The organism is Pseudoalteromonas sp. MMG012 (assembly GCF_018100875.1).
In the GTDB taxonomy this organism is placed as follows: domain Bacteria; phylum Pseudomonadota; class Gammaproteobacteria; order Enterobacterales; family Alteromonadaceae; genus Pseudoalteromonas; species Pseudoalteromonas aurantia.
Window position 1 is genome coordinate 1 of the sequence record NZ_JAGJEF010000008.1, and the last position, 24,715, is coordinate 24,715.

Annotated in this window: 22 protein-coding genes; 15 read left to right on the top strand and 7 right to left on the bottom strand. The window is 40.0% G+C overall.

Annotated elements, in window-relative coordinates; all coding sequences use genetic code 11:
- Window positions 1-839 precede the first annotated feature (839 nt).
- Window positions 840-1,055, top strand: a complete 216-nt coding sequence (locus J8L97_RS04220; protein WP_211048000.1) for a hypothetical protein — start codon at window positions 840-842, stop codon at window positions 1,053-1,055.
- Window positions 1,056-1,276: 221 nt separating this feature from the next.
- Here the strand turns inward: J8L97_RS04220 and J8L97_RS04225 are convergent, their stop codons facing one another.
- The 4 genes from J8L97_RS04225 to recQ form a co-directional block, all read right to left on the bottom strand.
- Window positions 1,277-1,855: a mechanosensitive ion channel domain-containing protein gene (locus J8L97_RS04225; protein WP_247688527.1), complete on the bottom strand. Its 579-nt coding sequence runs from the start codon at window positions 1,853-1,855 to the stop codon at window positions 1,277-1,279.
- A gap of 49 nt (window positions 1,856-1,904) precedes the next feature.
- Window positions 1,905-3,611: a hypothetical protein gene (locus J8L97_RS04230; RefSeq protein ID WP_211048002.1), complete on the bottom strand. Its 1,707-nt coding sequence runs from the start codon at window positions 3,609-3,611 to the stop codon at window positions 1,905-1,907.
- 77 nt (window positions 3,612-3,688) lie between these two features.
- Window positions 3,689-3,985 (bottom strand): DUF3630 family protein, encoded by a 297-nt coding sequence (locus tag J8L97_RS04235; protein WP_211048003.1) that lies wholly within the window; start codon window positions 3,983-3,985, stop codon window positions 3,689-3,691.
- Between the two features lie 18 nt (window positions 3,986-4,003).
- Window positions 4,004-5,821 (bottom strand): DNA helicase RecQ, encoded by a 1,818-nt coding sequence (recQ, locus tag J8L97_RS04240; RefSeq protein WP_211048072.1) that lies wholly within the window; start codon window positions 5,819-5,821, stop codon window positions 4,004-4,006.
- Between the two features lie 104 nt (window positions 5,822-5,925).
- Here recQ and J8L97_RS04245 point away from each other — a divergent pair, with 104 nt between their 5' ends.
- Together J8L97_RS04245 and rarD are read left to right on the top strand one after the other, a co-directional pair.
- Complete coding sequence (locus J8L97_RS04245) at window positions 5,926-6,381, top strand: thioesterase family protein (RefSeq protein WP_192505901.1); 456 nt, start codon at window positions 5,926-5,928, stop codon at window positions 6,379-6,381.
- A 70-nt stretch (window positions 6,382-6,451) separates the two neighbouring features.
- A complete protein-coding gene (rarD, locus tag J8L97_RS04250; RefSeq protein ID WP_192505900.1) occupies window positions 6,452-7,339 on the top strand; it encodes an EamA family transporter RarD in 888 nt (295 codons plus the stop codon).
- A 30-nt stretch (window positions 7,340-7,369) separates the two neighbouring features.
- On the opposite strand, the gene J8L97_RS04255 is transcribed toward rarD, so the two are convergent.
- A complete protein-coding gene (locus J8L97_RS04255; protein WP_211048004.1) occupies window positions 7,370-8,605 on the bottom strand; it encodes a response regulator in 1,236 nt (411 codons plus the stop codon).
- Window positions 8,606-9,094: 489 nt separating this feature from the next.
- Between J8L97_RS04255 and J8L97_RS04260 the strand changes: the two genes are divergently transcribed.
- From J8L97_RS04260 to J8L97_RS04275, 4 genes are all read left to right on the top strand, one after another.
- Entirely contained in the window at window positions 9,095-9,940 is an 846-nt protein-coding gene (locus tag J8L97_RS04260; RefSeq protein WP_210996496.1) for a LysR family transcriptional regulator, read from the top strand.
- 223 nt (window positions 9,941-10,163) lie between these two features.
- Window positions 10,164-11,093 (top strand): porin, encoded by a 930-nt coding sequence (locus tag J8L97_RS04265; RefSeq protein ID WP_211048005.1) that lies wholly within the window; start codon window positions 10,164-10,166, stop codon window positions 11,091-11,093.
- A 484-nt stretch (window positions 11,094-11,577) separates the two neighbouring features.
- Window positions 11,578-12,027, top strand: a complete 450-nt coding sequence (locus J8L97_RS04270) for a hypothetical protein (RefSeq protein ID WP_211048006.1) — start codon at window positions 11,578-11,580, stop codon at window positions 12,025-12,027.
- Between the two features lie 5 nt (window positions 12,028-12,032).
- On the top strand, window positions 12,033-13,991 hold the full coding sequence (locus tag J8L97_RS04275) for a hypothetical protein (RefSeq protein WP_211048007.1): 1,959 nt from the start codon (window positions 12,033-12,035) through the stop codon (window positions 13,989-13,991).
- Between the two features lie 51 nt (window positions 13,992-14,042).
- On the opposite strand, the gene J8L97_RS04280 is transcribed toward J8L97_RS04275, so the two are convergent.
- Window positions 14,043-14,294: a YfhL family 4Fe-4S dicluster ferredoxin gene (locus tag J8L97_RS04280; protein WP_211048008.1), complete on the bottom strand. Its 252-nt coding sequence runs from the start codon at window positions 14,292-14,294 to the stop codon at window positions 14,043-14,045.
- An 8-nt stretch (window positions 14,295-14,302) separates the two neighbouring features.
- Complete coding sequence (gene yegQ / locus J8L97_RS04285) at window positions 14,303-15,655, bottom strand: tRNA 5-hydroxyuridine modification protein YegQ (RefSeq protein WP_211048009.1); 1,353 nt, start codon at window positions 15,653-15,655, stop codon at window positions 14,303-14,305.
- 257 nt (window positions 15,656-15,912) lie between these two features.
- Here yegQ and ndk point away from each other — a divergent pair, with 257 nt between their 5' ends.
- The 8 genes from ndk to bamB all read left to right on the top strand — a co-directional run bounded on the left by ndk (window position 15,913) and on the right by bamB (window position 24,685).
- Window positions 15,913-16,344: a nucleoside-diphosphate kinase gene (ndk, locus tag J8L97_RS04290; RefSeq protein ID WP_192505892.1), complete on the top strand. Its 432-nt coding sequence runs from the start codon at window positions 15,913-15,915 to the stop codon at window positions 16,342-16,344.
- A gap of 201 nt (window positions 16,345-16,545) precedes the next feature.
- Window positions 16,546-17,682, top strand: a complete 1,137-nt coding sequence (locus tag J8L97_RS04295) for a bifunctional tRNA (adenosine(37)-C2)-methyltransferase TrmG/ribosomal RNA large subunit methyltransferase RlmN (protein WP_010364188.1) — start codon at window positions 16,546-16,548, stop codon at window positions 17,680-17,682.
- A 101-nt stretch (window positions 17,683-17,783) separates the two neighbouring features.
- Complete coding sequence (gene pilW, locus J8L97_RS04300) at window positions 17,784-19,364, top strand: type IV pilus biogenesis/stability protein PilW (RefSeq protein WP_211048010.1); 1,581 nt, start codon at window positions 17,784-17,786, stop codon at window positions 19,362-19,364.
- On the top strand, window positions 19,361-20,311 hold the full coding sequence (locus J8L97_RS04305) for a RodZ domain-containing protein (protein ID WP_211048011.1): 951 nt from the start codon (window positions 19,361-19,363) through the stop codon (window positions 20,309-20,311). The genes pilW and J8L97_RS04305 overlap by 4 nt, the downstream gene beginning before the upstream one ends.
- 5 nt (window positions 20,312-20,316) lie before the next feature.
- Window positions 20,317-21,435 carry a flavodoxin-dependent (E)-4-hydroxy-3-methylbut-2-enyl-diphosphate synthase gene (gene ispG / locus J8L97_RS04310; protein ID WP_211048012.1) on the top strand — a complete coding sequence of 373 codons (1,119 nt, stop codon included), beginning with the start codon at window positions 20,317-20,319 and terminating at the stop codon, window positions 21,433-21,435.
- A gap of 151 nt (window positions 21,436-21,586) precedes the next feature.
- Window positions 21,587-22,864, top strand: a complete 1,278-nt coding sequence (gene hisS / locus J8L97_RS04315) for a histidine--tRNA ligase (RefSeq protein ID WP_211048013.1) — start codon at window positions 21,587-21,589, stop codon at window positions 22,862-22,864.
- Between the two features lie 9 nt (window positions 22,865-22,873).
- A complete protein-coding gene (locus tag J8L97_RS04320; RefSeq protein WP_211048014.1) occupies window positions 22,874-23,494 on the top strand; it encodes a tetratricopeptide repeat protein in 621 nt (206 codons plus the stop codon).
- A 9-nt stretch (window positions 23,495-23,503) separates the two neighbouring features.
- Window positions 23,504-24,685: an outer membrane protein assembly factor BamB gene (gene bamB, locus J8L97_RS04325; RefSeq protein WP_211048015.1), complete on the top strand. Its 1,182-nt coding sequence runs from the start codon at window positions 23,504-23,506 to the stop codon at window positions 24,683-24,685.
- Window positions 24,686-24,715 lie beyond the last annotated feature (30 nt).

The following is a 24,715-nucleotide window of genomic DNA, read 5'->3' on the forward strand; positions in this document are numbered from 1 at the left end:
GCTGTTCAGTGTTTGAATCTAAATCAAATTTCCAAACGCCGGACTCAGCGCGATAGAAAAAACTTTACCGTCAATTAACTGCCAATTGAGCCAATTTATATTACTGAAATCTTTAATGATAAGTTGTTCAGTTTGATTTTCTAGACCCCAAAGGCCCGAGTGATTTCTTTTACTGAAGTATACCTATCCATTGTATGCATAACCACTATACCCTCCTTTAGTCGTCAATTGTTGATGACTGTTGTCTTGACGATCGAATAGCCACAATTGCCATTGGCCACTTTTATTGCTGCTATATATTAGGTTTTGACTATTTTCATCGTAATTTATGACGTATGCCTGATGTGATTCCTCAAATATTTTAGTGGTATTTCCAGTTTTAATCTCATATTCATAGACCGCTCCGAACTTTTCAAAAGTGATATATTCATGATCAAAATTAGGTTGGTAGCGTGTGAAGCCAAACTCAAAAGGTAAAACGACGTGTTTTTTTTGCTTATTTTTATATAGTCATAGATCGTGCTGGTGGGCAGCATTTGAAATAAACATCATGGTATTTTTGTGGAGGGCCTGTGGCAATTGGTTTAATGCAGCATTACTATAAAAAGTTTGGGTCGATTTTTGTTTGATATTGAATGTTTGTAATTTAGTGCTGATATCAAACAAGCTAACAAAGAGTGTATTGTGATCATTGATTAAGCTCGTAGCCAACGAGTGAATTGGGCTGCTCATTTGTGCAATAAGGTGTGATTGTTTGGTTTTGAAATCAAAAAGAAACAGTGATTTTTTATTAGCAAGGTAGAGCTCATTGTTGTTGGCGCTCCATGTGATGGCATTGAGTGTATGGTCGAGCGTTTAGATATAGCAAAGGCAGAAGGGAAGAGCAAGCTGCATTGATTCGATGGCAAGTACAGGGTACTGAGCGGAGTAGGATGATAGCGAGCAACACAGAAGGTGAGCACATTCCGTTAGAAAATGCGAGTCACCAAGTGTTATTTGAATACCCAGATAAGGTAAGCATGGCAGTATCCGTAATATTAAAAGACGATAAGTAATCTAAAGGCACAGTGAGTGAAATAATTCGACACCGCTACTTTTAGATATGACTACATTGAATTTTTTAGTCATAGTCAACGATTGTTAGCACTGACGGTTTGCACTATAAAAAATGACTAATTTGTCAAGTTTGAGTTGTTAGTTATTTGATTTGTAAGTGCTTTGTAACATTTATCAGTTAAGTGCAGGTTCAATAATAAGGTGGCTTCGATCATGTGGCCTACCTTGATTTTTTTGGCCTCAATAGACGCTTTTCTGGTAATGAACTGCGCTTGTTCGGCGCTTTACATAAAATCATAACAGGGCGAGTGACAAATATATTGTTCGGGTAAATAACTTTATGGCCGTCAATATGTTCTAGAATCACATTCATTAAGCCCATTTCAGAAATACAACCTTCAACAAAGTTGCTGCCATCAATAACCCGTACCCAAAACCCTATACGGCAGTCATTTTGAATAAACAGAATGAGAAAGGACGTTAAATTACTCAGTAACGACCACCCTGCAAACAAGGCTACACCGAGCATGGCAAACAACGAAGAACCTAGCACCAATAACCCTTTTAGTTCGATCCCCCAAAACATAAGCAATAGGCAAACTAACAACACTGCGACAATGACACGCAGTAAAAGCTTGGCTCTTTGTTGGCGGTGCATATCAATTTTTCCGCGAGTGAGCTGGGTAAGTAAATGTATGCTCAAGCGCATTAATATAGGAAAAAGTAGGATGATTAGGCCAGTGATGACCAGTTTGTATTGTGCCAAAATAAAATCTAAAAATAGCGTTAGGTCAGTCAAAATAAAAGTGCTCGTTAAATATGTATAGCCATAGTGGTACGTTAAACCTTTAAAAGCGGTTTTTGACAGTAAAAAGCCATTGTACATTGTCTACGTCATCGGGGCCGTTAAGGGGGGCTGCGACATCTAAATGTAAGACGAGTCCGGCATTGGCACGACTGGGAGCTAAGCGCAGTCCCGCTCCAAGGTTTTTCAAATAATTAGGATCACTATGCACCAGTGTGTTACCTCTAACTCGACCAATATCAAAATAAACGGCTCCGCCAACTTTAAAGAGTTGCAGTAAATCATATTCCCAATAATAGCGCCGCTCTATGTTTACGAGTACGCTTTTGCTGCCATGCTGGTAGTTGATGGGAAAGCCTCTTAAGCCAGTTTCTCCGCCCAAGGTAAGTTGTTGATCTGCTGTTAAGTTTTTTGCAAATCTCAGTTGTATATTGGCATACCATGAGTCTTGGATAGTGGTATTTAAGTAATATTGGGCGCCTACTTGGGTAACAAAGTTTCTTGCGGTATTTGCTTGGCTATTCCACTGACCAGACAGTGATAGGTTGATACGCCACAAACTGTGATCTGAAGTGTAATGGGCTTTGCTCGCGGAAAATTGGTAGATAAAGTGATTGTCATTATCACTGAGTGCTTTATCTGAATAACCAAGCAGTGCATTAATATTCCAACCTAGGTTCAAGTCTTCAGTACGATATATCGAATCAAAATTACGGACCTTTATGAACTTATCTTCTAACCATTGACCTTGTATATAGGGGTAACTCAATGTGCGATTGTGGGCCAGCGGCAAAGTGGTACTGGCTAACTTTTTAAAGGTTTGCTGATCGTATTGATAGCCCAGAGTAAGGCGCTGTGTCCAGTTATTATTAAGCTGCTGGGCATGACCAAAGTAAATTTGGCTAACATCGCTGTGCTGTGAGAACTCAGAAATGGTTTCTCCATCTTGATATAGAGACTCATTTCGTTCATCTTTATAATTTAATATACCGTAGCTGTATGGCGTATCGGTAGAAAAAAAGGGGTAATTGATACCAACATAATGCCGTGAACCATCATCATTATCAGCATATTCAACACGGCCACGATAACGCGTAGATAAAATGTTTGGGTCATCGTATACAAATAGGTAACCAGAACGGTCTTGATCTTTAGTATGGGTGAGTGATAAGCGTTTTCCCCAACCAAATAGGTTACTCTCTCTAAAGCCGATACGAGATGAGTTTTCACCGCCACTGCGGCTAAAACTTAAGTCAGGTAAGAGCGTCCATAAATCGCGCGTGACGACCGTGATATTTATAGTGCCATCACAATTTTCATCAGCGTAAATTCGAGCATCATACAGATAGCTCTGCTGTCGCAATAAGCGCTCCGACTCCACTACTTTTTTTATTGAATAGTCATCACCTTGCTCGAACAATAGGAGCGCCATGATGACGTTTGGTTTGGTGGTAATATGCGTTCGGTTTGCAAAGCGAAATACGGGGTTATCTTCTTCGGGCAGGTTAGTGTCAAAAACATTCAATTGCTGTAGTTTGATAGCCGTTATGGTTTTCCCCGGAGCCTGCACAGGTAATTGTGCGTGAGTATCAAGTTGCCGAGTCAATGGTATATCGTGAACGACATTATCGCCCTTATTTGCACATTGAGTTGAGTCAGTGTGGGCGAACACAGAAGTTTCACTGTAGCCAAAAAATGAGGCAACTAAGCACAGTACGAGTGCAAGTTGTGTTTTTATACTCGCTAGCATAAAGCTCCACAAACAATCAATTGACTGAAATTTATTATGATCACTATGACCATAATCTATTTCTTAAGTCTATCTGATTATTGAAAACTTGTTAGTAAATATTTAGATAAATTAACGAGTTGCTCTTCAGATTCGGTGCCCTCAGGCGCTATCCAAATACTGTCTGTATAATGCTCGAAGTTCATATTAAATGTGCTACTTCCATAGCTAAAGCGGGTTTGATGACGATCGGCCCCCTCGAGTTCTTCAATTATAGTGAGCGCTTCTTGATGCAAAAATAGTTTTGCCCAAAATAAATATTCATCTGCTTCTGGTATTTCAGGAACATGAATTAAGAGCACATTGTAGGCGGCATCGAATGTTATTTGTGTCATAAATGGCCCTAAGTTAGATTAGCATGAGGCAAGGTAATTACGGATAAGTTGCATAAACGGCGCGCCATATTTACTGAGTTTAGTAAAACCAACGCCAGACACCGATAGGAACTCGCCATCAGTCGTCGGGGTGAGTTGTGCCATTTCAGCGAGTGTTTTGTCATTAAATACCACATAAGGAGGTACATCGTCTTCATCGGCTAACTGTTTACGTAGACTGCGTAACTTAGCAAACAATTTCTTGTCGTAATTAAATTGGGCGAGTTTATCTTGATAAACGTGTTTCGCCTGTAAACGTGGTTCAGCCAATTGTAAGGCGTATTCCCCTTTTAACACTGAACGTGCAGCCTCAGTGAGTTTAAGACTTGCTCCTTGAGTAATATCTTGATTCAGAAGTCCATGGTGGATGAGTTGTCTTAGTACACTTAACCAAAACTCATTACTTTTGTCTTTGCCTAGCCCATAAGTACTTAACTCATGATGTTGATTATCCCGAATGCGACTGGTATTGGCACCGCGTAGCACATCTACAATATAACCTAAGCCAAAGCGCTGCTCGGCACGGTATACACAGGATAACGCTTGTTGGGCCACTAAAGTGCCATCAAAGCACGTGGGTGGATTTAGGCAAATATCGCAGTTGCCACATGGCTCCCTTTTATATTCACCGAAATAATTTAACAGTATTTGGCGACGGCAAGTTTGTGCTTCTGCAAAGCTTGCCATAGCGTTAAAGCGTTGCTCTTCAACGCGCCGGCGGTGTTCGTCTTCAATGTCCTCAAAAAAGCGTTTTACGCGACCAATATCAGCAGGGTCGAAATACATAATGGCTTCGGCAGCTAAACCATCACGTCCAGCGCGACCTGTTTCTTGGTAATACGCTTCAATACTTTTTGGAATATCGTAGTGCAGCACAAATCGTACGTTGGGTTTATTAATCCCCATTCCAAATGCAACCGTTGCAACTACAATATGTATGTCATCTCGCGCAAAAGCACTTTGTACAAATTGACGCTGTTCATTGCTCATCCCAGCGTGATATGCCGCGGCATTAAAACCGGCATCAGCTAGCTTTTCAGAGATCTCATCAACGCGCTTTCTACTCGTACAATAAATAATACCGCTTTGATTATTTTGCTCTTTTAAATAGCGCATTAGCTGCGATAATGGCTTGAATTTCTCTTCTATAGTATAGCGAATATTGGGTCTATCGAAGCTACCCGTATGCACATAAGGACTTTGTAAACTGAGTTGGTTAACAATGTCATGGCGCGTTGCGGTATCTGCTGTTGCCGTTAATGCCATCATTGGAATCGTTGGAAAGTGATGTTTTAACTCGCTGAGGCGGCAGTAGTGAGGTCTAAAGTCATGTCCCCAATGTGACACACAATGCGCTTCATCAATGGCAAATAAACTGATTTTTAAATGTCGCATGCGTTCGATAAAGTCGTACTGCAACACTTTTTCAGGTGCAACATAAAGTAGCTTAACTTCATCGTGATGCAGGCGTTGATATATGGCTTGTTGTTGTTCTTTTGGGACGCTGTTATTTATATATTCAGCAGCCACACCCAGTGCTTGCAATTGCGTAACTTGATCTTGCATTAAAGAAATTAAGGGCGAAACAACGACGGTAATACCATCAAGAACCAATGCAGGAACTTGATAGCATAGCGATTTTCCACCTCCAGTGGGAAGTAGAACTAAGCTATCCTGACGCGCTAGGGCTGCTTCGATAACGGCGAGTTGGCCATCTCGAAATTCACTATAACCAAAAATATTTTTGAGTACAGATTTAGCATCATGTTGTGTATTGGTGTGTGCAAGATTATCCATCGCGAGCATTTTAGAGGTTTTTAACCCACTTGTCTGTAACTTTCCAACCTTGAAAAAATACGCAATTGCGCGTAACGTTAACTGGTCAGAGGAGAGGGGTGAGTATGGATAAGTCACAAATCATAACTACAGTAGCTGAAATTTTTGTTGATAAAATGCCGTTTAATCAGTTTTTGGCTATTAGGGTTAATCATTTAGATGCGGAATGTGCAGAAATTCAATTACCTTGGAAAGATGAGTTAATTGGTAATCCGTCACAAAAGATTCTACATGGCGGTGTTATTTCTGCCGTATTAGATAATGTTGGTGGAATGCTGGCAGCAGCATCGATTGTTGATAAACTTGAGGTTGACGTACTCCATACAGTGCCAAAAAAGTTAGCAACCCTTGGCACAATAGACATTCGTACTGATTTCTTACGGCCAGGCCGAGGGAAGTACTTCATAGCAAGTGCCAGTCTTATTCGTGCTGGTAACAAAGTATGTGTGTGTAGAATGGAGCTTCATAATGATGAAGGAATACAAATCGCCTTTGGTACAGGGACCTATTTAGTCGGCTAAATATTTTATATCACTGAAACTGCATTATTTCATAATTAGCACGTATAATGCCCTCCTCTTTGCATCAGATATGATACATATGCCAAACAGTCTTAACAAACAAGGGTACATTTACGCAGTACTTGCATTTTTAATGTGGGGGCTTGCACCGATTTACTTTAAGCAACTCGATCATATCGATGCTTTAGAGATTTTAACTCACCGAATCGTATGGTCAGTGTTGTTTTTACTGGCGATTATTGCGCTAATGAAGCAATGGCATAAAGTAGCCCCGGTCATAAAGCAACCAAAGTTAGTGTTGTTATTATGCTTAAGCTCCACTTTATTGGGTTTTAATTGGGGCTTATTTATATGGGCGGTCAATAATGGACATATGCTAGATGCGAGTCTCGGATATTATATTAACCCATTACTTAATGTCCTTTTGGGAGTGGTCTTTTTAGCGGAACGGTTGAGAAAATGGCAGAAAGTCGCTGTAGGGCTCGCTGTAGCCGGTGTCTCGTTACAAGTGATTAGCTTTGGCTCTTTCCCTGTTATTGCATTTTCACTGGCCAGTTCATTTGCGATTTACGGCTTATTGCGAAAGAAAATGCCTGTAGAGTCTTTACCTGGGCTATTGCTCGAAGCTTTAATTTTATTACCCGCAGCCATTATTTACTGGTGGGTCAGTGAACCATCAACAACCACGAATATGGCTCAAAATTCAGATTTAATTAATCTACTTTTGATTAGTGCGGGCATAGTCACCACTTTGCCATTATTGTGCTTTATTGCTGCGGCTAAACGTTTAGCCTATTCAACATTAGGTTTGTTTCAATATATAGGCCCTAGTTTGATGTTTGTATTGGCTGTAGCATTATATGGGGAGTCTTTTTCTACTGAGCGTATAGTGACTTTTGCATGTATTTGGAGTGCATTGGCGCTATTTAGTTGGGATACATATCGTTCATCAAAATAACGAATAACTGGTTAGGGCAATCAGTATGTCCTAACTTACCACTCTATTTCGACCTTCCTCTTTTGCATCATAGAGCTTTACGTCGGCGGCTTTTAAAAGTGCATCTACTTTTTGCTCTGCCAGAGATACAAATCCAATAGAAATAGTAAAGTGGATTTTGTGGGGAGTCATAGAGGCACTGTTTGCATCTAAATACTGCCTAAAGAGTTCTAGTTGTTTCAAGTTCTCTTCTACACTGCCTTGGAGGAAGAAAACGGCAAATTCTTCGCCGCCTAAGCGTGCCTCCAAATCATGTTCGAAGAATTTCTTGAAGCAGACCGCGAGTGCACTGAGCACATCATCTCCCGCATCGTGGCCATATTGATCATTAATACTTTTAAAATGATCAATATCAATCATTGCCAAGGTACTACTTTGTTGCTTCAGCGCTTTTGACTTAAGTACTTTAGTGGTTTGCTCGAAAAAATAACGCCGATTAGGTAATTTGGTTAAATAATCCGTATTAGCTTGAAGGCGGATAGTTGCGATATTATCGAGCATATCTACGTTCTGACTCAAACGGCAATAAAACTCTTCGGCATTAAAGGGTTTTCGAAGGTAGTCGTTCGCGCCATTTTTCAAAAAGCGCGCAGATAAATGAGATGCATTAGATCCAGAAATACCAATAATGGCAATATCATCGTCACTGTAGAGTCGACGAATTTCACCACACAGCTCAACACCACTCATTCGTGGCATTTCATTATCGGTAATAACCACCGAGATCTCGGGATTGTTTTGTAGTACCTCAAGCCCTTCTTGACCATCTTTTGCCTCCAAGACCTGATATTTATGTCGCTCTAGAAGTGCGCTGATATAGCGCCTTGTTTGTCGAGAGTCATCAACAACGAGTACTTGTACATTTTCATTACGAGGTAAACGTTGTAGTTGTCTTTTTAAATATTGGTAGGCTTGCTTATTTTCTTTTGTGATGTAATCAATAATGGGATATTTTTCGACGGTTTCCCGTGTTTTGATGTCTAAATTTCCCGTCATAACGATGGTTGGAATTTCTGCCTTAATGGTGCACGGAATTGCTTCTCCGTTGGGGGCATCTGGTAAAATGAAATCAACGACGGCGCAAAAGTACTGATTTTGGCTTACAAGCGCTTTAGCTTCCGCGAGTGAACCGGCAATATCAGCCGTATAACCAGAAGACACTGCGATGTGTTTCTGTACTTTGGCAATTGTGGGTGTATCTTCAATGATAAGTATTCGTCGAGTCACTTACATAAGCCTAGTCGTTCGCTAATACGCACAACATAGTTGTAAACCTATCTCGCCAAAAAAGCAATGACTAATGTGGGGTACAGGTTTATAACTAATTGTTTTTCGTTATATTGTAATAATACTAGACGAAATAATGACGATAACAAGTAAGGAACGCAATTCCTCAATTTAGAAGGATATATCACTGCCAGTATGTTATTCCGAAATAGGTAGTGAGGCGCGCAATGTATCGCGATACACGCTTATTAACTTGTAGGCTCATGGTATTTTCTTTGGTGACGCATTGCAAGAGTGTCTCTTATTTTCCCGCTGCTGGGTAATTAACTACCCCGTAATTTACCTCCTAACTCCCTAAGTTTTAATAATACTCAAATTGCACCACAAGTGGACTACACTTCCACAGGTTATGGCATATCAATCCCAAGTTGGCAATGTAAATTGCGAGCCAGAAAGCGACATTACGGATTTTTATATTGAGGAGAAGCAATGGACACTGAACTATTGAGGACGTTTGTAGAAGTTGTCAATACACGGCATTTTGGTCGTGCTGCGGAAGGTTTATATATTACACAGTCGGCAGTCAGCTTTAGAATTCGGCAGTTAGAGCAGAGTCTTGGTGCCACGCTTTTTATTAGGCAAAGAAATAACATTCAATTGACGGCGTCAGGGGAGCGGTTGTTGCCTCATGCGCAGATGATACTTACAGGTATGCAACGTGTGAAAGCAGAAGTGGCGCTTTCCAATCATATGGTGGCACAATTATCAATCGCTGGGACGGCTAATATTTGGGATGCAGTTTTGCAGTCTAACATGGGTAAACTGGTTATTGCATTGCCTGATGTGTCATTAACTGCTGAAGTGAAAGGATTGCAAGAGTGTACCCGGTTGCTATTGGATCGAGCTTTAGATGTAGCAGTATTATTTGATCCGCCTAAAGTCGATGGATTAGTGGTTAAATCTATCGGCCACTTAAGCATCCTACCCGTTAGTACATTTGAGTGCTCGGATGCTGTGATGTTTTTTGATACTCAATATGTGTACGTTGATTGGGGACAGACATTTTCAACTTGGCATGCAAAGCAGTTCCAGGGTCAGATGCCTTATTACTTTAAAACAAGTACTGGGCGAATTGCGCTTGATTTGATGATGAATCGTGGTGGCGGTGCTTTTATTTCACAGAACCTAATTTCTGACATGCTCAAAAGTGGCGAGGTGTACCATATTAATGTTGTGGCTGGGTCATCTAAGGAGGTGTTTGCGGTCTATCACAAAGACAGTGGTCAGTTACCTGCCATTGAGGTTGCTGTAGATTCATTGGCCGCATTTATGTAGCGGTTTTTCTGTGTAATAGGGGGCGTTGTTTTTTCATCGTCTTATATTGGTTTCGCTATTTATCATTGAATCTATGGTTATTATGTCAGCTTGATGTCATTTTAATTTCATTTGCAAGTAGTCTTTTTTACCAAAATATTTCCCATGTAATATTTCTGTCATTATGAGCTGGCACACTGCGCCTGTCTAAAAATTACGTGTTGCGATATTGAGGAATATAAACATGAAACTAGTTAAATCAACGCTTTTGCTGTCTGTATTAAGTGCACTATCATTCAACGCCTACGCTGATGTTAAGGTGTATGGTAAAGCAAACGTATCTGTGCAATCAACAGATGAAGGTGAAGGTTCTGCAACTGAAATTAAAAGCAACGCATCGCGTTTTGGTTTTAAGGGATCAGAAAAACTAGGAAGTGATTTAGAAGTTATCTATAAGCTGGAGTTTCAGGTAGATTTGTCTGATGCGGATTCAAAAGGTGATAAAGATAACATTACAGCACGTAATCAATATGTTGGTTTAAAGGGCAACTTCGGTGAGGTAGTGATAGGTCGAAATGATACGGCTTACAAACAATCTCAAGGCAAACTAGATCAATTCAATGACCTTGAAGGCGACATTAAAAATTTGTTTAAAGGTGAAAATAGACTCGGAAATTCTATTTCATATAAGTCGAACAGTTTTAGTGGCTTTAAATTACTAGGGACTTTTATTGCTGAAGATGACCGCGACGGTAAGAATGGTTATTCAACCGCGCTAACATATGGTGACAGTAAACTGAAGAAGAGTTCGGTTTATGCAGCAATTGCTGTAGACAGTGAAGTAAAAGGCTATGATGCAGTTCGTTTTGCAATCCATGGTAAATTCTCTGATATTAAAGTGGGCGCGATTTATCAAATGCAGGAACGTTCAGATGGCTCAGATGAAGCTGATGGATATATGCTAAACGCGGCTTACAGTGTGGGTGCAAATACATTCAAAGCCCAATATCAAGTGATTGATTTTGATCAGGGTGACAAAATTGACGGTATTTCTGTGGGCATTGACCACAAATTGAATAAAGTCACCAAGCTATATGGCTTCTACTCAACATTTGATGGTGATAATCAAGTTGAACGTGATTATGTTGCCGCAGGTATTGAATATAAGTTCTAATAACAAGAGTAACCTCAGAAAAAAAAGCTCATCATATGAGCTTTTTTTGTATTTACTAATATTAACTACTTAGTGACATTTTAAAAGTTCAACTACGTTACCGATAACCCATCAGTTTTTGTATTTCTAAGTGAAATCCCCGCTCGTCTTGCGAACATACCCTTCATAAAAACGGAAATAAAGTTAAAATTCCATTATTTATAAAATGAAAATAATAAATATGGAATTTGAACGCATAACGAATATGATAGTGTTATGTTAATGGGGACTGTTTTGATATTCCAGTAGAAAAAATGTGGAAAAATCAACCTAAAGGAGGACTCTTACTGAACTTGCTCATTGATGAGGCACAAAATATTGAGGAGCTTGAGATGTATGTATCAAGTTATTTCTCCAGATCCTTACTGTAGAAATCGTGAAATACCTTAGTCATATATGATTTAACGTTTGGGGGGAAACCCCCATTTTATATTTAAGGAAGCTTATGCTTAAGCTAAAAAAGAAACTGCTTAATCATGAAGTGGTTGTGTCACTTTGTTTTTCTATTTATGGGGTTTTTCTACATTTTAACCCTGAGTTTATTGATGAGAGTAAAATAAGGATACTTTATTTCTTAACGCCAATGTTTTTTGTATATTTTATTTTCTCTCTTGTCTTCTCATTTAAATCATACAGCCATGTTGTTTTGGATAAAGATTATTTGTCTTTAGACGATGAAGAAATAAAAATGAAGGAGCTTGAGTTTGTTAATGTTTATATTTTTTATTCTTTTGAATCAATGGGGTGGGTGAGGAAGGTTAAAGTTTTCTATAAATATGTAGACGGAAGGTATTGTGATTTTTCAGGGTTTTATAAATTGAATATGGATTATAAAGAATTGCTTGATTTTTATAGCGATAATAAAAAAGTGATCATTGAAAAGAATAGTAGATAAACGGTATGTTGAGAAGAAGTCTTATTACCTTTTTTTGTTGTGCAATGTTTTTTTTGTTTTATGAGTTGAGCCTAAGTCACTTAAATATAATTAATGAAACGCAATATGAAGAAGCTTCAGCTTCGGTGGTTAAAAAAGAGAAAGAACTATTTGAGAGCGAAAATATTAACTCGTCAACAGAAGATGTAATCTTTTTTGATGAGAAGCTGATTCAGTTGGCTTATGATTCTGAACAATGTCACTCTGAATTGGCTAGTAATTTGAAGTTGTTTAATTCAGAGAAAGCTGTATTACTAGACGCGTTTCTGATGCGAAATGATATAGAAGAATCATTATATGAGTTGCGAAAAGCAAACATTATAAGTGGCGATGAATCCATTTCTTTATACAAGAATTATTATATAAATAAAGAAATTAAGAGGAAAATTGTTAAGAGTGACGATGTTTTAAAAAGCCAAGAACGGGAAAGACTGTTAGAGCGAAATAAAAAATTAGTTACTTTAATAGAAAGTAATGATGAAAATAGTGTCAATACTTGGCTTGAATCTAATTTGCATTTGTTAGATGAACATTTTTTTTGGCGTGAAAACGATCAATTTTCAATTATTTCAAGTGAAATTATTTTTGGACTGTATTGGGAAAAAATACAACAGAGTAGCAGGGATTATTTTTTTAGAACAAATAATTTAAGCTCTTCGCTTTTATACGGAGCCATTGGTGCAAATGTTAAGCCTGAGAATTTACAAGACATTGTTGATAATAGTAATAAATTAACAACTCCATTATTGCTTTCAGATGGTCATCTAGGTGATTTGCTAACAGCTTCAGTATTGTCAGAGAACATTGAGCTAACTATCGTACTAAAAAGAAGCGGTAAATTTAAAAGGGATAACCTGCTAACTCCACCAGCCAATAAGTATATTAAAGATAAGTTACTTGCGAATAATCTTACTGAAAATAATATAGTTTATTTAAAAAAGTTAGCAAAGCACGGAGTTGTTCCCATCGTAGATAAAAAAGGTGCTCTTTTAGGGACGGGAGGTGTTCAACTGCCAATAGAGCTAAGACATTCTATTGAATTTGAAATACAGAGCACAGTTGGAAATATTGATAGAGAAGTGCTTTTAGTCGATGAAATGAGAGGGGTGTTAGACAAGAAAGAGCAGTTAAGTGAAGATAGATATCGCTGTCAAAAGCTGAAGCAAGCATTGGAAAAAATTGAACCCAACTTTCATAGTTTTAGGCCTGATGAATATTTGATAGGGAAGACAGCCAATAGTAATGCTGAGAAAGTATCTTTTCTTTTTAATATATCCCCGGTGTTATCTGAAATTTTTATTTTGGATTTAATATCAAAAGGAGATACTAAGGATTTTTCAAAGATTGATAGTAGTGTGAAGAATTTCAATGAAATAATGCCGGAGATTGTTCAGCTAGGTAATCAATCTCTTCCTCATGAACAAAACTATTTGACTTACAAGTTGTACATTAGCATCGGCCAGAAAGCACTTGATATCGCAATGAAGAGTTCTTGGTATATCGATTTTTATAAGTTTCCTTCACAGGAGCTTATAACAGGTGAATATCATCACTTTTTGGTAGACTATCGAGCTACTGGGAAAATAACGCCTTCTTTGCTGTACAAAAGCATATCAGAGCGCAGTTATGATCATGCATTAGAGTTAATTGAGAGGTTTCCGTATTTAAATGGTTATAAATTCGGGAGAGATACTTTCCATTTATTTCTGGATCGAGTTATTCCTTTCAAAGTCGGTTATTTAAATAAAGAGCAAAAGGTTATTTTTGAGCACTTATTAAATAATACGATACTAGATATATTTCATTATCAGCGTTTGCATCGACTTAAGCTCAAAATGCCTATTTATTTTAGTAAATTAACAAGGAAATACTCTCAGCTACAAGATGTAGAGTCGTACGAGGTTAGTCGTTATTTAGGACCTTAAAATCAGTTCATTGCTAAATTAGCTGTAGAGGGCTAATTTAGCATAACTACATTATGCTTGATTCGTTAAGTGTAAATACTTTTCGGCCAATTGTTCTAGGCTTTCCTGCCTATTGGGATCCGGCTTGATACAATCAATCGGGCAGACACGTACGCAAGTTGGTGTATCATAATGGCCGACACACTCAGTGCACTTATCTGGGTCTATTTCGTAAATTTTCTGACCAAAATAAATGGCTTGATTCGGACATTCCGGATCACACATGTCACAGTTAATACATTTATTATTAATTAACAAAGCCATCGTTAATCCTATTTAAATGGGTTTCGTGTATCTTGGTTTTCACCCAAATTACGCATTAAAATAGCATGATCTAAGTTAATGTCTTTTGGAAGTGGGATCTGTACAATATGACCCGACCCTTTTGCATCTTCAATACGCTGTCCTTTTTTGTTTTCCATATGCGCTAAATTAAAGGCAATATTGCCCTTTGGGGTCATGAGTTCAAGACTATTGCCGGTACAAAATTTGTTTTTAACATCAACTTCAACTAAACCATTGCTGTGTCTGCCAAGGATTTCACCCACAAATTGTTGTTTGTCACTGATTGAATGGCCGTATTCATAATTTTGATAGTCTTGATGCGCATGCCTTTTTAAAAAACCTTCGGTGTAACCTCTGTGTGCTAGGTTCTCTAGTGTGCGCATTAATGTCGGATCAAAAGGTTTACCAGCAACCGCATCGTCTATTGCTTTTCGATAGACTTGTGCCGTGCGGGCAACATAGTAAAAAGACTTGGTTCTGCCTTCAATTTTGAGGCTATGTACACCCATTTTTGTAAGTTGCTCGACGTATTGTACCGCACGTAAATCTTTTGAATTCATGATGTAAGTACCATGCTCATCTTCAAAAGCGGGCATATATTCGCCTGGTCGACCTGGCTCCTCAAGCATAAATGTGGCGTTGGTGGGCGCACCGGTGCCTAATGTTGGGATCACAGCATTGGGATCAATTTTATGTACAAGATCGCCGGTTTCATTTTCTTTTGCGGGCTTTGCATCATATTCCCAGCGGCACGCGTTGGTGCATGTCCCTTGATTTGGATCGCGCTTATTAATGTATCCCGATAGCAAGCAGCGACCAGAGTACGCCATACATAAAGCGCCATGAACAAATACTTCTAGCTCTGTATTAGGGCACAGAGTACGAATTTCGCTAATTTCCTCAAGTGATAATTCACGGGATAAAATGACACGCTCTATCCCCTGTTGTGCCCAAAACTTTACGCTGGCAAAATTAACGGCATTGGCCTGCACAGATAAATGGATCGGCATATCTGGCCATTTTTCTCGTACTAACATGATCAAGCCCGGATCCGACATGATCAACGCATCTGGCTGCATAGCAATAACGGGTTCAATATCTCTTAGATAGGTTTTTACTTTACTATTGTGCGGGGCAATATTTGATACGACATACAGTTTTTTATTTTGTTGATGTGCTTCATTTATACCCAGTGCTAAATTGTCTAAATCAAACTCATTGTTACGTACCCTTAAGCTGTAACGCGGCTGCCCTGCGTAAACTGCATCTGCACCATACGCAAAAGCGTAACGCATATTCTTTATACTACCGGCAGGTGAAAGGAGTTCTGGTATAAACATAGTAAATAAACCTCATCATAGAACTGGGCACAAACCAGCTGTTGGGGCCAAAAATTGACGTGAAAGTGAAAAGCGGCGCAGTATAATAGCCACTTGGTTGTGGCTATTTGATGCAGATCATTATTTCATTGACTGACGATTTACTTTGCCTCTCTTTTTCCTTGTCAAGATAGCGGGCGAATCTAGTAGGTTTTTTCTAGCAAAAAGCGTATAATTCGCGGCCGTTAATATTCATAAACTATTTTGGAGCAAAAAAGATGGCTTTAGAGCGTACTTTTTCAATCATCAAGCCTGATGCGGTAGCTAAAAACCACATCGGTGCAATCTATAACCGTTTCGAATCAGCTGGTCTTAAGATCGTTGCTTCTAAAATGGTTCACCTTTCTCAAGAGAAAGCTGAAGGCTTCTACGCAGAGCACAAAGAGCGTCCTTTCTTTGGTGCACTTGTTTCTTTCATGACGTCTGGCCCAGTAATGGTTCAGGTTCTTGAAGGTGAGAACGCAGTACTTAAAAACCGTGAAATCATGGGTGCTACTAACCCTGCTGAAGCACTAGCTGGTACTTTACGTGCTGACTACGCAGACAGCATTGATGAGAATGCGGTACACGGTTCAGATGCTCCAGAGTCTGCTGCACGTGAAATTGCTTACTTCTTCGCTGAAGAAGAGCTTTGCGCACGCACTCGTTAATATCGAGTGTAAGCAAGGAAAGAAGGGCTTTCGAGCCCTTTTTTTGTCTCTGTTTAAAGTCTGTTTTGCAAAATGTTTAACCAGCCTTTGGTATGAACCTTTTGCAAAGCAATCAACAATGATTGTTAAGCCTGCCTGTTTTTTGTACAATGCGCGGCTACCTTATCGTTGTTATACCGTCACCTGAATTGAGGTTGTTTCATGGCCACCACTGAGAAAAAAATTAACTTACTTGATCTTAATCGCGAGGGGATGCGCGAACTTTTTGCATCGTACGGAGAAAAGCCGTTTCGCGCGGATCAGGTGATGAAATGGATTTATCATTTTGGTATTGATGATTTTGAGCAAATGAGCAATATCAACAAAAAGCTTAAAGCAAAATTATCTGCTGACTGTGAGATTGTCGCGCCAGAGATCTCAGTTCGACAAGAAGCCAGCGATGGCACCATCAAGTACGCTTTGGTACTTGAAGGTGGGCAGGAAGTTGAAACTGTGTGGATCCCAGATAAAGACCGAGCCACATTATGTGTGTCTTCACAAGTTGGTTGTGCACTTGAGTGTACATTTTGCTCGACGGCTCAGCAGGGCTTTAATCGCAATCTAAAAGTATCTGAAATTATTGGTCAAGTATGGCGAGTGGCAAAAGATATTGGTTTACATGACGGTGATAGCACTAAGCGCCCAGTGACGAACGTTGTAATGATGGGGATGGGTGAGCCACTACTTAACGTGAACAATGTTGTTCCTGCGATGGAATTGATGATGGATGATTGGGCATTTGGTTTATCTAAGCGCCGTGTCACTTTGAGTACGTCAGGGGTAGTGCCGGCACTCGACATTTTGAAAGAGCGTATTGATGTGGCGCTGGCTATTTCGCTGCACGCACCAACCAATGATTTACGTGATGTTTTGGTGCCAATTAATAAAAAGTACCCAATTGAAGAGTTTTTAGCGGCTTGTCGTCGTTATATTGATGGTTCTAAAGCCAATAAAGATGTCACTATTGAGTATGTCATGCTGCAAGGTATTAACGACAGCACAGATCAAGCTCATGAACTTGTAAAAGTCTTAAAAGGGACACCATCAAAAATTAATTTGATCCCATTCAATCCATTCCCTGGTAATGAGTATGGTCGTTCAAGTAATAGCCGTATAGACCGCTTCTCTAAAGTATTACAAGCCGCAGGTTTAACTTGTATTGTGCGCCGCACACGAGGCGATGATATCGATGCAGCTTGTGGTCAATTAGTGGGGGACGTTGTCGATAGAACGAAACGTTTAGCGAAAAAACAAATGCGTGAAGATAACGCGATTGCGGTTTCTGTGAAGGCCAGCTAAGTAAATTAGTTTATTAAAAGCCCTTTTGTCTAAAAAACAGATGAAACATAAGGGCTTTTAGGTAATATAGAGGCTCGATGTTATTACATAATGGATGGTGCATGCGTTCTTGCTTAATATTATCTGTGGCTTTGCTTTGTTTATCTGGGTGCGTCACCGAAACAAGCTCCGTCACACGTAACAATCCTAGTGCCAAAAATACAGTGAGTAGTCAAGATGCTGCTAAAACGCGGATTGCACTCGCGATGCAGTATTTAAATGCAGGCAATACTACTCAAGCTAAGTTTAATTTAGAAAAGGCAGCTTCCTTTGCCCCTCACCTCACCGAAGTCCACTATGCTTTGGCATATTATTATGAAAAAGTCGGTGAACAACAATGGGCCAAAAAAGCATACTTAAAAGCATTGGCACTAAACCCTGATGACCCAAATGCGTTAAATAACTACGGCACTTTTTTGTGCCGTATTGAGGATTACGATGGCGCACGTGCACAGTTATTGAAAGCCATTAATATTCCAAGTTATTTGAGAGTTGCGCAAAGTTATGAAAATTTAGCGCTATGTGCTGTCAAGCAAGACAAGTTTGACTTGGCATTAGAGTATTTAGAAAATGCAGTTCAGCATAATGGAAGAAGCCAGTCGGCATTGATTGGACTAGCTGCACTTTTTTATGCAAAAAGTGACTTACATCAAGCCGAAAATATCCTTGAGGCTTATCGCAACAGGGGATTTATGTCTGCTAGAGCCCTATTATTAGAACACTTACTGCATCAAAGGATGGGCCATTTAGAGCGTGCAGAATCATTGTCAACAACCTTAATTCAAAACTACCCTAACTCAAGGCAAGCCGCTTTATTATTGCGAGAAAAGGTGCTGGAGTCTGAGTTTGAAAAATTAACAGAGCAGTATCGTCAAGCGCAAATAAAGAAAATAACTAAAACGGGATCAGGGCGTGTCATCAATGAACCCAAGATCAAAATTACGCGTAAAAAAGTAGCTAAGCAAACAGTCTCTGTGGTTAAACCAGCCGCTGATGTTACACAAGCGAGTATTTCTTTACGTCAAAACACCGAGAAATACACGGGAAATTCACCCACAATTACTCCTGTAGCGAGCACAGTCAAAAGTACTCAATTACCTGTGAAAGCACGCATTAATGAAGACAGTATACGGGTAATTTCATTTGGAGAAAGTACCGAGACGTCAGACACAGGCCAAGGCACTGTCAAGTTTTATAAACCAGACCCAAGCAAGGTGGTTTTTAAAAAATCTGCCGCTCATTCGACTGATATCATCGCAGAAGAAAGCCGTCGAGATCATTCCGTGAATATTACTGTGCCTTTGCTTAACAGTGAGGTAGTAATGCCGAATGTGCCGTTTCACATAATGAAGGTAGCTGAAAACCTTTTTAGTTTATCGGTTCGTTATGATATCAAAATAGCGAAATTATTAACGTGGAATGGCCTGAAAGCCTCAGACAAAGTGAAAGCAGGCAGTAAAATCTTTTTGAATAACCCACATATAACCTATGCTATTCAGTCAGATGACACCTTGTATAATATTGCGACTCAGCATGGATTGCAGATCGATGATTTAATGCGATGGAACAAATTAACACCCGACGTGATCTTGAGTGAAGGTCATAGTTTACTAATTGTAAATCCAAACAGTTACATTTTATGAATCAAGAACTTACCGAACAACAAGACGTACCACCTACTTTAGGCTATACATTGCAAGTGGCTCGAGAAGCTGCTGGGTTTTCCATCGAAGAAATTGCTGAACGTTTAAAGTTAAGTCCACAACAAATAAATCAGCTTGAACGAGATGACTACGATAAACTTGGACCATTAACGTTTATTCGAGGTTATTTAAAGAGCTATTGCGCCATTTTAAAGTTACCGGCCAAAGAAACGATGGGCTTATTTAAAAGCCCTGAAAAGCAAGCTGTAAGCAAGAAAATGCAAAGTTTTTCCCGTCGCACTGAAAAAGAAGCGAGCGATAATCGTTTAATGATTATTAGTTATGTGATTTTGATAGTGACATTAGGCGCTTCTGGTCTTTGGTGGTGGCAATCAACGGATACCACTTCGCAATTAGATATCAAAAACACAGAGCTTGCACTTGAAAACACTGAAGCTACCACGGCAATGCATGCTGATGGGCGTATTGACGGATCAATCAACGAGCAGATAAATGAAGATGTGGATGAAGAGAGAGTTGAAGTTCAAAATCAGGCTGAGGTTGTATTGGAATCAAGAGAAAACTCTGGTGAAGCAGGTATAGATAGTGATGACATTGTTTTAGAGACTCAAAACATGTCATTAAATACGGTGGCAGATCCAGAGACATCAACCACCGAAGAGCAAGCTTTACCAGAAGGTGTTAGCACAATAGTGATGAGATTCAGTGATGACTGTTGGGTAGAAATATTTGATGCAACACAAGAGCGCGTAGCATTTGGGATTAAAAAAGCAGGGTATACTATGACAGTGCAGGGTAAGGCACCGTTTGCTGTGATCCTAAACAAGCATTTGATGGTAGATGTTGAATTAGATGGTCAACGTGTTGATTTAACATCTTTACCGAAGAACCGATTAGCAAAATTTAAATTACCGTTAGTAGAGTAACCGTCATGTTTTCAGAATCACCTATTAAGCGCAGAAAGTCGACCCGAATAAACGTAGGCCATGTTCCTATTGGTGACGGTGCCCCTATTGCCGTGCAATCAATGACTAACACTAATACCATGGATGTTGACGCAACGGTTGCACAGATCCAAGCAATTCAAGATGCCGGGGCTGATATTGTACGTGTTTCAGTGCCAACCATGGATGCTGCTGAAGCGTTTAAGAGTATTAAAGAGCAAGTTGATATTCCTTTGGTAACGGACATTCATTTTGATTACCGTATAGCGCTTAAAGTAGCTGAATATGGGGCAGATTGTTTGCGTATTAATCCTGGTAACATTGGCAGCGAAGACAGAATACGTACTGTGGTTGATGCGGCGGGTGAACGCAATATCCCAATTCGAATTGGGGTTAATGGCGGATCTCTAGAGCGAGATTTACAAGAAAAGTACGGTGAGCCAACACCTGAGGCGTTACTAGAGTCAGCGATGCGTCATGTAGAAATATTACAACGTTTGAAGTTTGATCAGTTTAAAGTATCTGTTAAGGCTTCTGATGTATTTTTAGCTGTTGGGGCTTATCGTTTGTTAGCAAAAGAAATCGATCAGCCATTACACTTAGGGATCACGGAAGCGGGTGGCTTTAGATCTGGCTCAGTGAAGTCAGCAGTGGGACTGGGCATGTTATTGGCTGAAGGTATTGGTGATACATTGCGGGTATCATTAGCAGCGGATCCGGTTCAAGAAATCAAAGTGGGCTTTGATATATTGAAGTCGTTACGCATTCGTTCGCGAGGCATTAACTTTATTGCATGTCCGAGTTGTTCACGTCAAGAATTTGATGTGGTTAATACCATGAACCAACTGGAAGAACGTTTAGAAGATATCGTAACACCAATGTCAGTCTCTGTAATTGGCTGTGTGGTGAATGGACCGGGTGAAGCCTTAATCAGTGATATTGGCCTTGCAGGTGCAAACCGACGCTCAGGGTTATATATTAATGGCGAACGCCAAAAAATGCGTATTGATAATGATAATATTGTTGAGCAGTTAGAAGCGCAAGTACGTGATTTTGTCGCAAAGAAAGAAGCGCAGCCTGCGATAGATATAAAAATAGTCGAATAATGGAAATAACTAAGCGACTCATATGGGATTATCTGCGTTGAGTCGTTTACGTTTTAAGCGAGCGCGGTATAATGAGCGATTAATTTTCAGCGCATTATTGTGCGTTTAGCGTGCTTGTATCAGTTTTAATAATTTTTAGTTAGGATTTTCAGTGGCGAAACAAATTCAGGCAGTTCGTGGAATGAACGATTGTCTGCCAGGTACTACACAGATTTGGCAGAAAGTAGAGCAAACATTACGTCAAACGGTGGCGTCTTATGGTTATCAAGAGATCCGTTTTCCTGTTGTAGAATCTACTGACTTATTTAAACGCTCTATCGGTGAAGTTACCGATATTGTTGAAAAAGAAATGTATACCTTTGAAGACCGCAGTGGAGATAGTCTTACTTTACGACCAGAAGGGACTGCGGTATGCGTGCGTGCTGGTAATCAAAATGGTTTGTTATATAACCAAGAGCAACGCTTGTGGTACATGGGCCCAATGTTCCGTCATGAACGTCCTCAAAAAGGTCGCTATCGTCAATTCCATCAGTTTGGCGTAGAAACATTTGGCATGGCCAGCGCAGATATTGATGCGGAAGTTATTTTATTGACGGCGCGTTTATGGCAAGCATTTGGTATAACAGAACATGTACGATTGGAGCTAAATTCACTGGGCTCAAATGAAGCGCGTGCTGAATATCGAGATGCGCTTGTGGCGTTTTTAGAACAGCATATTGAGCATTTAGATGAAGATAGTAAGCGCCGCATGCATTCAAACCCGCTACGAGTATTGGATAGTAAAAACCCTGATGTGCAGGCTATTTTAGTTAATGCGCCAAAACTCTCAGAGCATTTAGATGAAGAATCTCGCACACATTTTGCAAATTTATGTGAACGTTTGGATGCAGCTGGCGTCAGATATCAGGTTAACGAAAAGCTGGTTCGTGGTTTAGATTATTACAATCGCACTGTATTTGAGTGGGTGACAGATAGTTTAGGCGCACAAGGGACTGTATGTGCCGGTGGCCGCTATGATGGATTAGTAGAACAACTCGGTGGTAAAGCAACCCCAGCGGTTGGATTTGCTATGGGGTTAGAACGTCTAGTGTTGATGCTGCAAGAGTTAGAGTGTGTTGGCGAGCTTCGTCGTAACGCGGATGTATACGTTGCGGCAATGGGTGATAAAGCCAGCATTCAGGCACCGGTGATTGCAGAGGAACTGCGTAGCGACGTAATGGGTTTACGTGTTATGGTGCACGCAGGTGGCGGCAACTTCAAAAAACAATTAAAACGCGCAGATAAAAGTGACGCTCTTGTTGCTTTGATCTTAGGTGAAGATGAATTGGCTGAAGGTAAAGTAACCGTTAAATATCTTCGCGAACAAAAAGAACAAGTTACCTTGTCAATAGCTGAGGTTAAAGCCTTGCTATCAGACTTGGCTGGATAAGAGGTAAGAATGGAAATTTATTCAACAGATGAACAACAAGCAGAAGCAATAAAGCAGTTTTTCCGTGATAATGGGGTGTCTTTAGCGCTAGGTATTGTGATTGGCCTTGGTGGTTTATATGGCTGGAAGGCATATAACCAAAACCAAATTAGCAATGCAGAAGCTGCGTCTAGTGCGTATAGCAGTATTGCTGAAAGTGGGGAGATTTTAGCTAGTGCAGACTCTTTTATTAAAGATAATGCCGAGTCAAACTATGCGGTGTTGGCTGCGTTTGTTGCGGCAAAAGAAGCTGTAGATAGTAATCAATACGGTGTAGCGGCTGAGAAATTGCGCTTTGCTGCAGATTCCGTAAAGAATCCAGAATTAAAGGCAACAGCTTTAACTCGTTTAGCACGAGTGCAACTAGCAGATAAAAAGCTAGATGATGCACTGGCTACTTTAGAAGCCGAAATGCCCACTAGTTTTAATGCCCAAGTATCAGAAATTAGAGGTGATGTGTACCTTGAAAAAGGTGATAAGCAATCGGCTCGAACACATTATCAAGCTGCTGTTTCTGCAAGTGAAGATGGCAATAATACGTTACTACAAAATAAGCTAGATGATTTAGCCATTGCGCAGACCGCAGTATAAGGAGCTAAAATGAAACAGCTTAGTATAGCCACTTTAGCGCTGTGTATGGCGTCGTTGTTGGGTGGATGTTCATCAAATGATGAAGATGAAGAGGTTTTAGTATTACCTGAGATTAATAACCAGTTTGAAACACAAGTTCAGTGGCAAGAAAGTGTGGGAGGTGGTGTCGAGCATTACTTTTCTAGGTTAACGCCGACTGTACACGAAGACACCGTCTTTGTTGCTGAACGCTATGGTGAAGTTAAAGCGTTAGATGTAAATACAGGTAAAACACTCTGGGAAACCGATTCACGTAAAAACCAAGCCTTTTGGCCTTGGGAAGACAGCGATAGTGCGAAGCTTTCTGGTGGTATCTTACAAGCTTTTGGTAAAATTTATATTGGTTCAGAGCATGGTGAAGTGATTGCTTTAGACCGTGAAACGGGTGCAATTGTGTGGCGTAAAGCCGTGCCTGGAGAAGCGTTATCTTCACCTGCGGCGGGCGATGGGTTAATTTATGTCAACCTAGGGTCAGGTAAGTTGCTTGCGTTACACCCAGATACCGGTGAAGAACGTTGGCGGCATGAACAAGAAGTCCCGGCATTAACACTGAGAGGTTTGAGTTCACCTACGAGTGCAAATGGTGGAGTGCTGTTCGGTGAAGAAAGTGGTAAACTATCAGTATTAATTGCTGAAAACGGTTATTCCGCGTGGAGCGTTGATGTTGCCTTGGCAAAAGGTGCGTCAGAGTTTGAGCGATTGGTTGATATTGATACAAAACCATTAGTGAGTGGCACCAATGTATACGCAATTGCGTATAATGGCAATTTAGCTGCTGTTGACGTACGAAACGGTAATGTCGTTTGGAAACGAGAGTACAGTAGTTATAGAGACTTTAGCATTGAAACCAATTCCATCTATATTGTAGATAGCGAAGGTGTTATTTATGCACTAGATAAGGACTCAGGCATTGAACGTTGGAGTCAACCTGCGTTACGTGGGTGGTACTTAACGACGCCTACAGTGGCTGGGAACTATTTAGTTGTAGGTGACCAAGAAGGTAATCTACACTGGTTAGATAAACAGAGTGGTCAGCTAGTATCAAGAGAAAGTTTTGATAGTTCTGGGTTTTTTGTTGAACCAGTGATTGCTGGCGACAAGCTAATTGTATACACCCGTGATGGTGAAGTTAGCGCCGTTAAAATTCCATAACACTTAGTTATTATTAAGTTTGTTAAGGCT

Coding starts and splice junctions, on each gene's coding strand:
- recQ (WP_211048072.1), bottom strand. CDS start 5,821: ATGGATAATCTTGCACACACCAATACACAACATGATGCTAAATCTGTA.
- J8L97_RS04230 (WP_211048002.1), bottom strand. CDS start 3,611: ATGCTAGCGAGTATAAAAACACAACTTGCACTCGTACTGTGCTTAGTT.
- pilW (WP_211048010.1), top strand. CDS start 17,784: ATGCGTTCTTGCTTAATATTATCTGTGGCTTTGCTTTGTTTATCTGGG.
- J8L97_RS04260 (WP_210996496.1), top strand. CDS start 9,095: ATGGACACTGAACTATTGAGGACGTTTGTAGAAGTTGTCAATACACGG.
- yegQ (WP_211048009.1), bottom strand. CDS start 15,655: ATGTTTATACCAGAACTCCTTTCACCTGCCGGTAGTATAAAGAATATG.
- ndk (WP_192505892.1), top strand. CDS start 15,913: ATGGCTTTAGAGCGTACTTTTTCAATCATCAAGCCTGATGCGGTAGCT.
- J8L97_RS04295 (WP_010364188.1), top strand. CDS start 16,546: ATGGCCACCACTGAGAAAAAAATTAACTTACTTGATCTTAATCGCGAG.
- J8L97_RS04275 (WP_211048007.1), top strand. CDS start 12,033: ATGTTGAGAAGAAGTCTTATTACCTTTTTTTGTTGTGCAATGTTTTTT.
- J8L97_RS04265 (WP_211048005.1), top strand. CDS start 10,164: ATGAAACTAGTTAAATCAACGCTTTTGCTGTCTGTATTAAGTGCACTA.
- J8L97_RS04235 (WP_211048003.1), bottom strand. CDS start 3,985: ATGACACAAATAACATTCGATGCCGCCTACAATGTGCTCTTAATTCAT.
- J8L97_RS04245 (WP_192505901.1), top strand. CDS start 5,926: ATGGATAAGTCACAAATCATAACTACAGTAGCTGAAATTTTTGTTGAT.
- J8L97_RS04270 (WP_211048006.1), top strand. CDS start 11,578: ATGCTTAAGCTAAAAAAGAAACTGCTTAATCATGAAGTGGTTGTGTCA.
- ispG (WP_211048012.1), top strand. CDS start 20,317: ATGTTTTCAGAATCACCTATTAAGCGCAGAAAGTCGACCCGAATAAAC.
- bamB (WP_211048015.1), top strand. CDS start 23,504: ATGAAACAGCTTAGTATAGCCACTTTAGCGCTGTGTATGGCGTCGTTG.
- J8L97_RS04320 (WP_211048014.1), top strand. CDS start 22,874: ATGGAAATTTATTCAACAGATGAACAACAAGCAGAAGCAATAAAGCAG.
- rarD (WP_192505900.1), top strand. CDS start 6,452: ATGATACATATGCCAAACAGTCTTAACAAACAAGGGTACATTTACGCA.
- J8L97_RS04305 (WP_211048011.1), top strand. CDS start 19,361: ATGAATCAAGAACTTACCGAACAACAAGACGTACCACCTACTTTAGGC.
- J8L97_RS04280 (WP_211048008.1), bottom strand. CDS start 14,294: ATGGCTTTGTTAATTAATAATAAATGTATTAACTGTGACATGTGTGAT.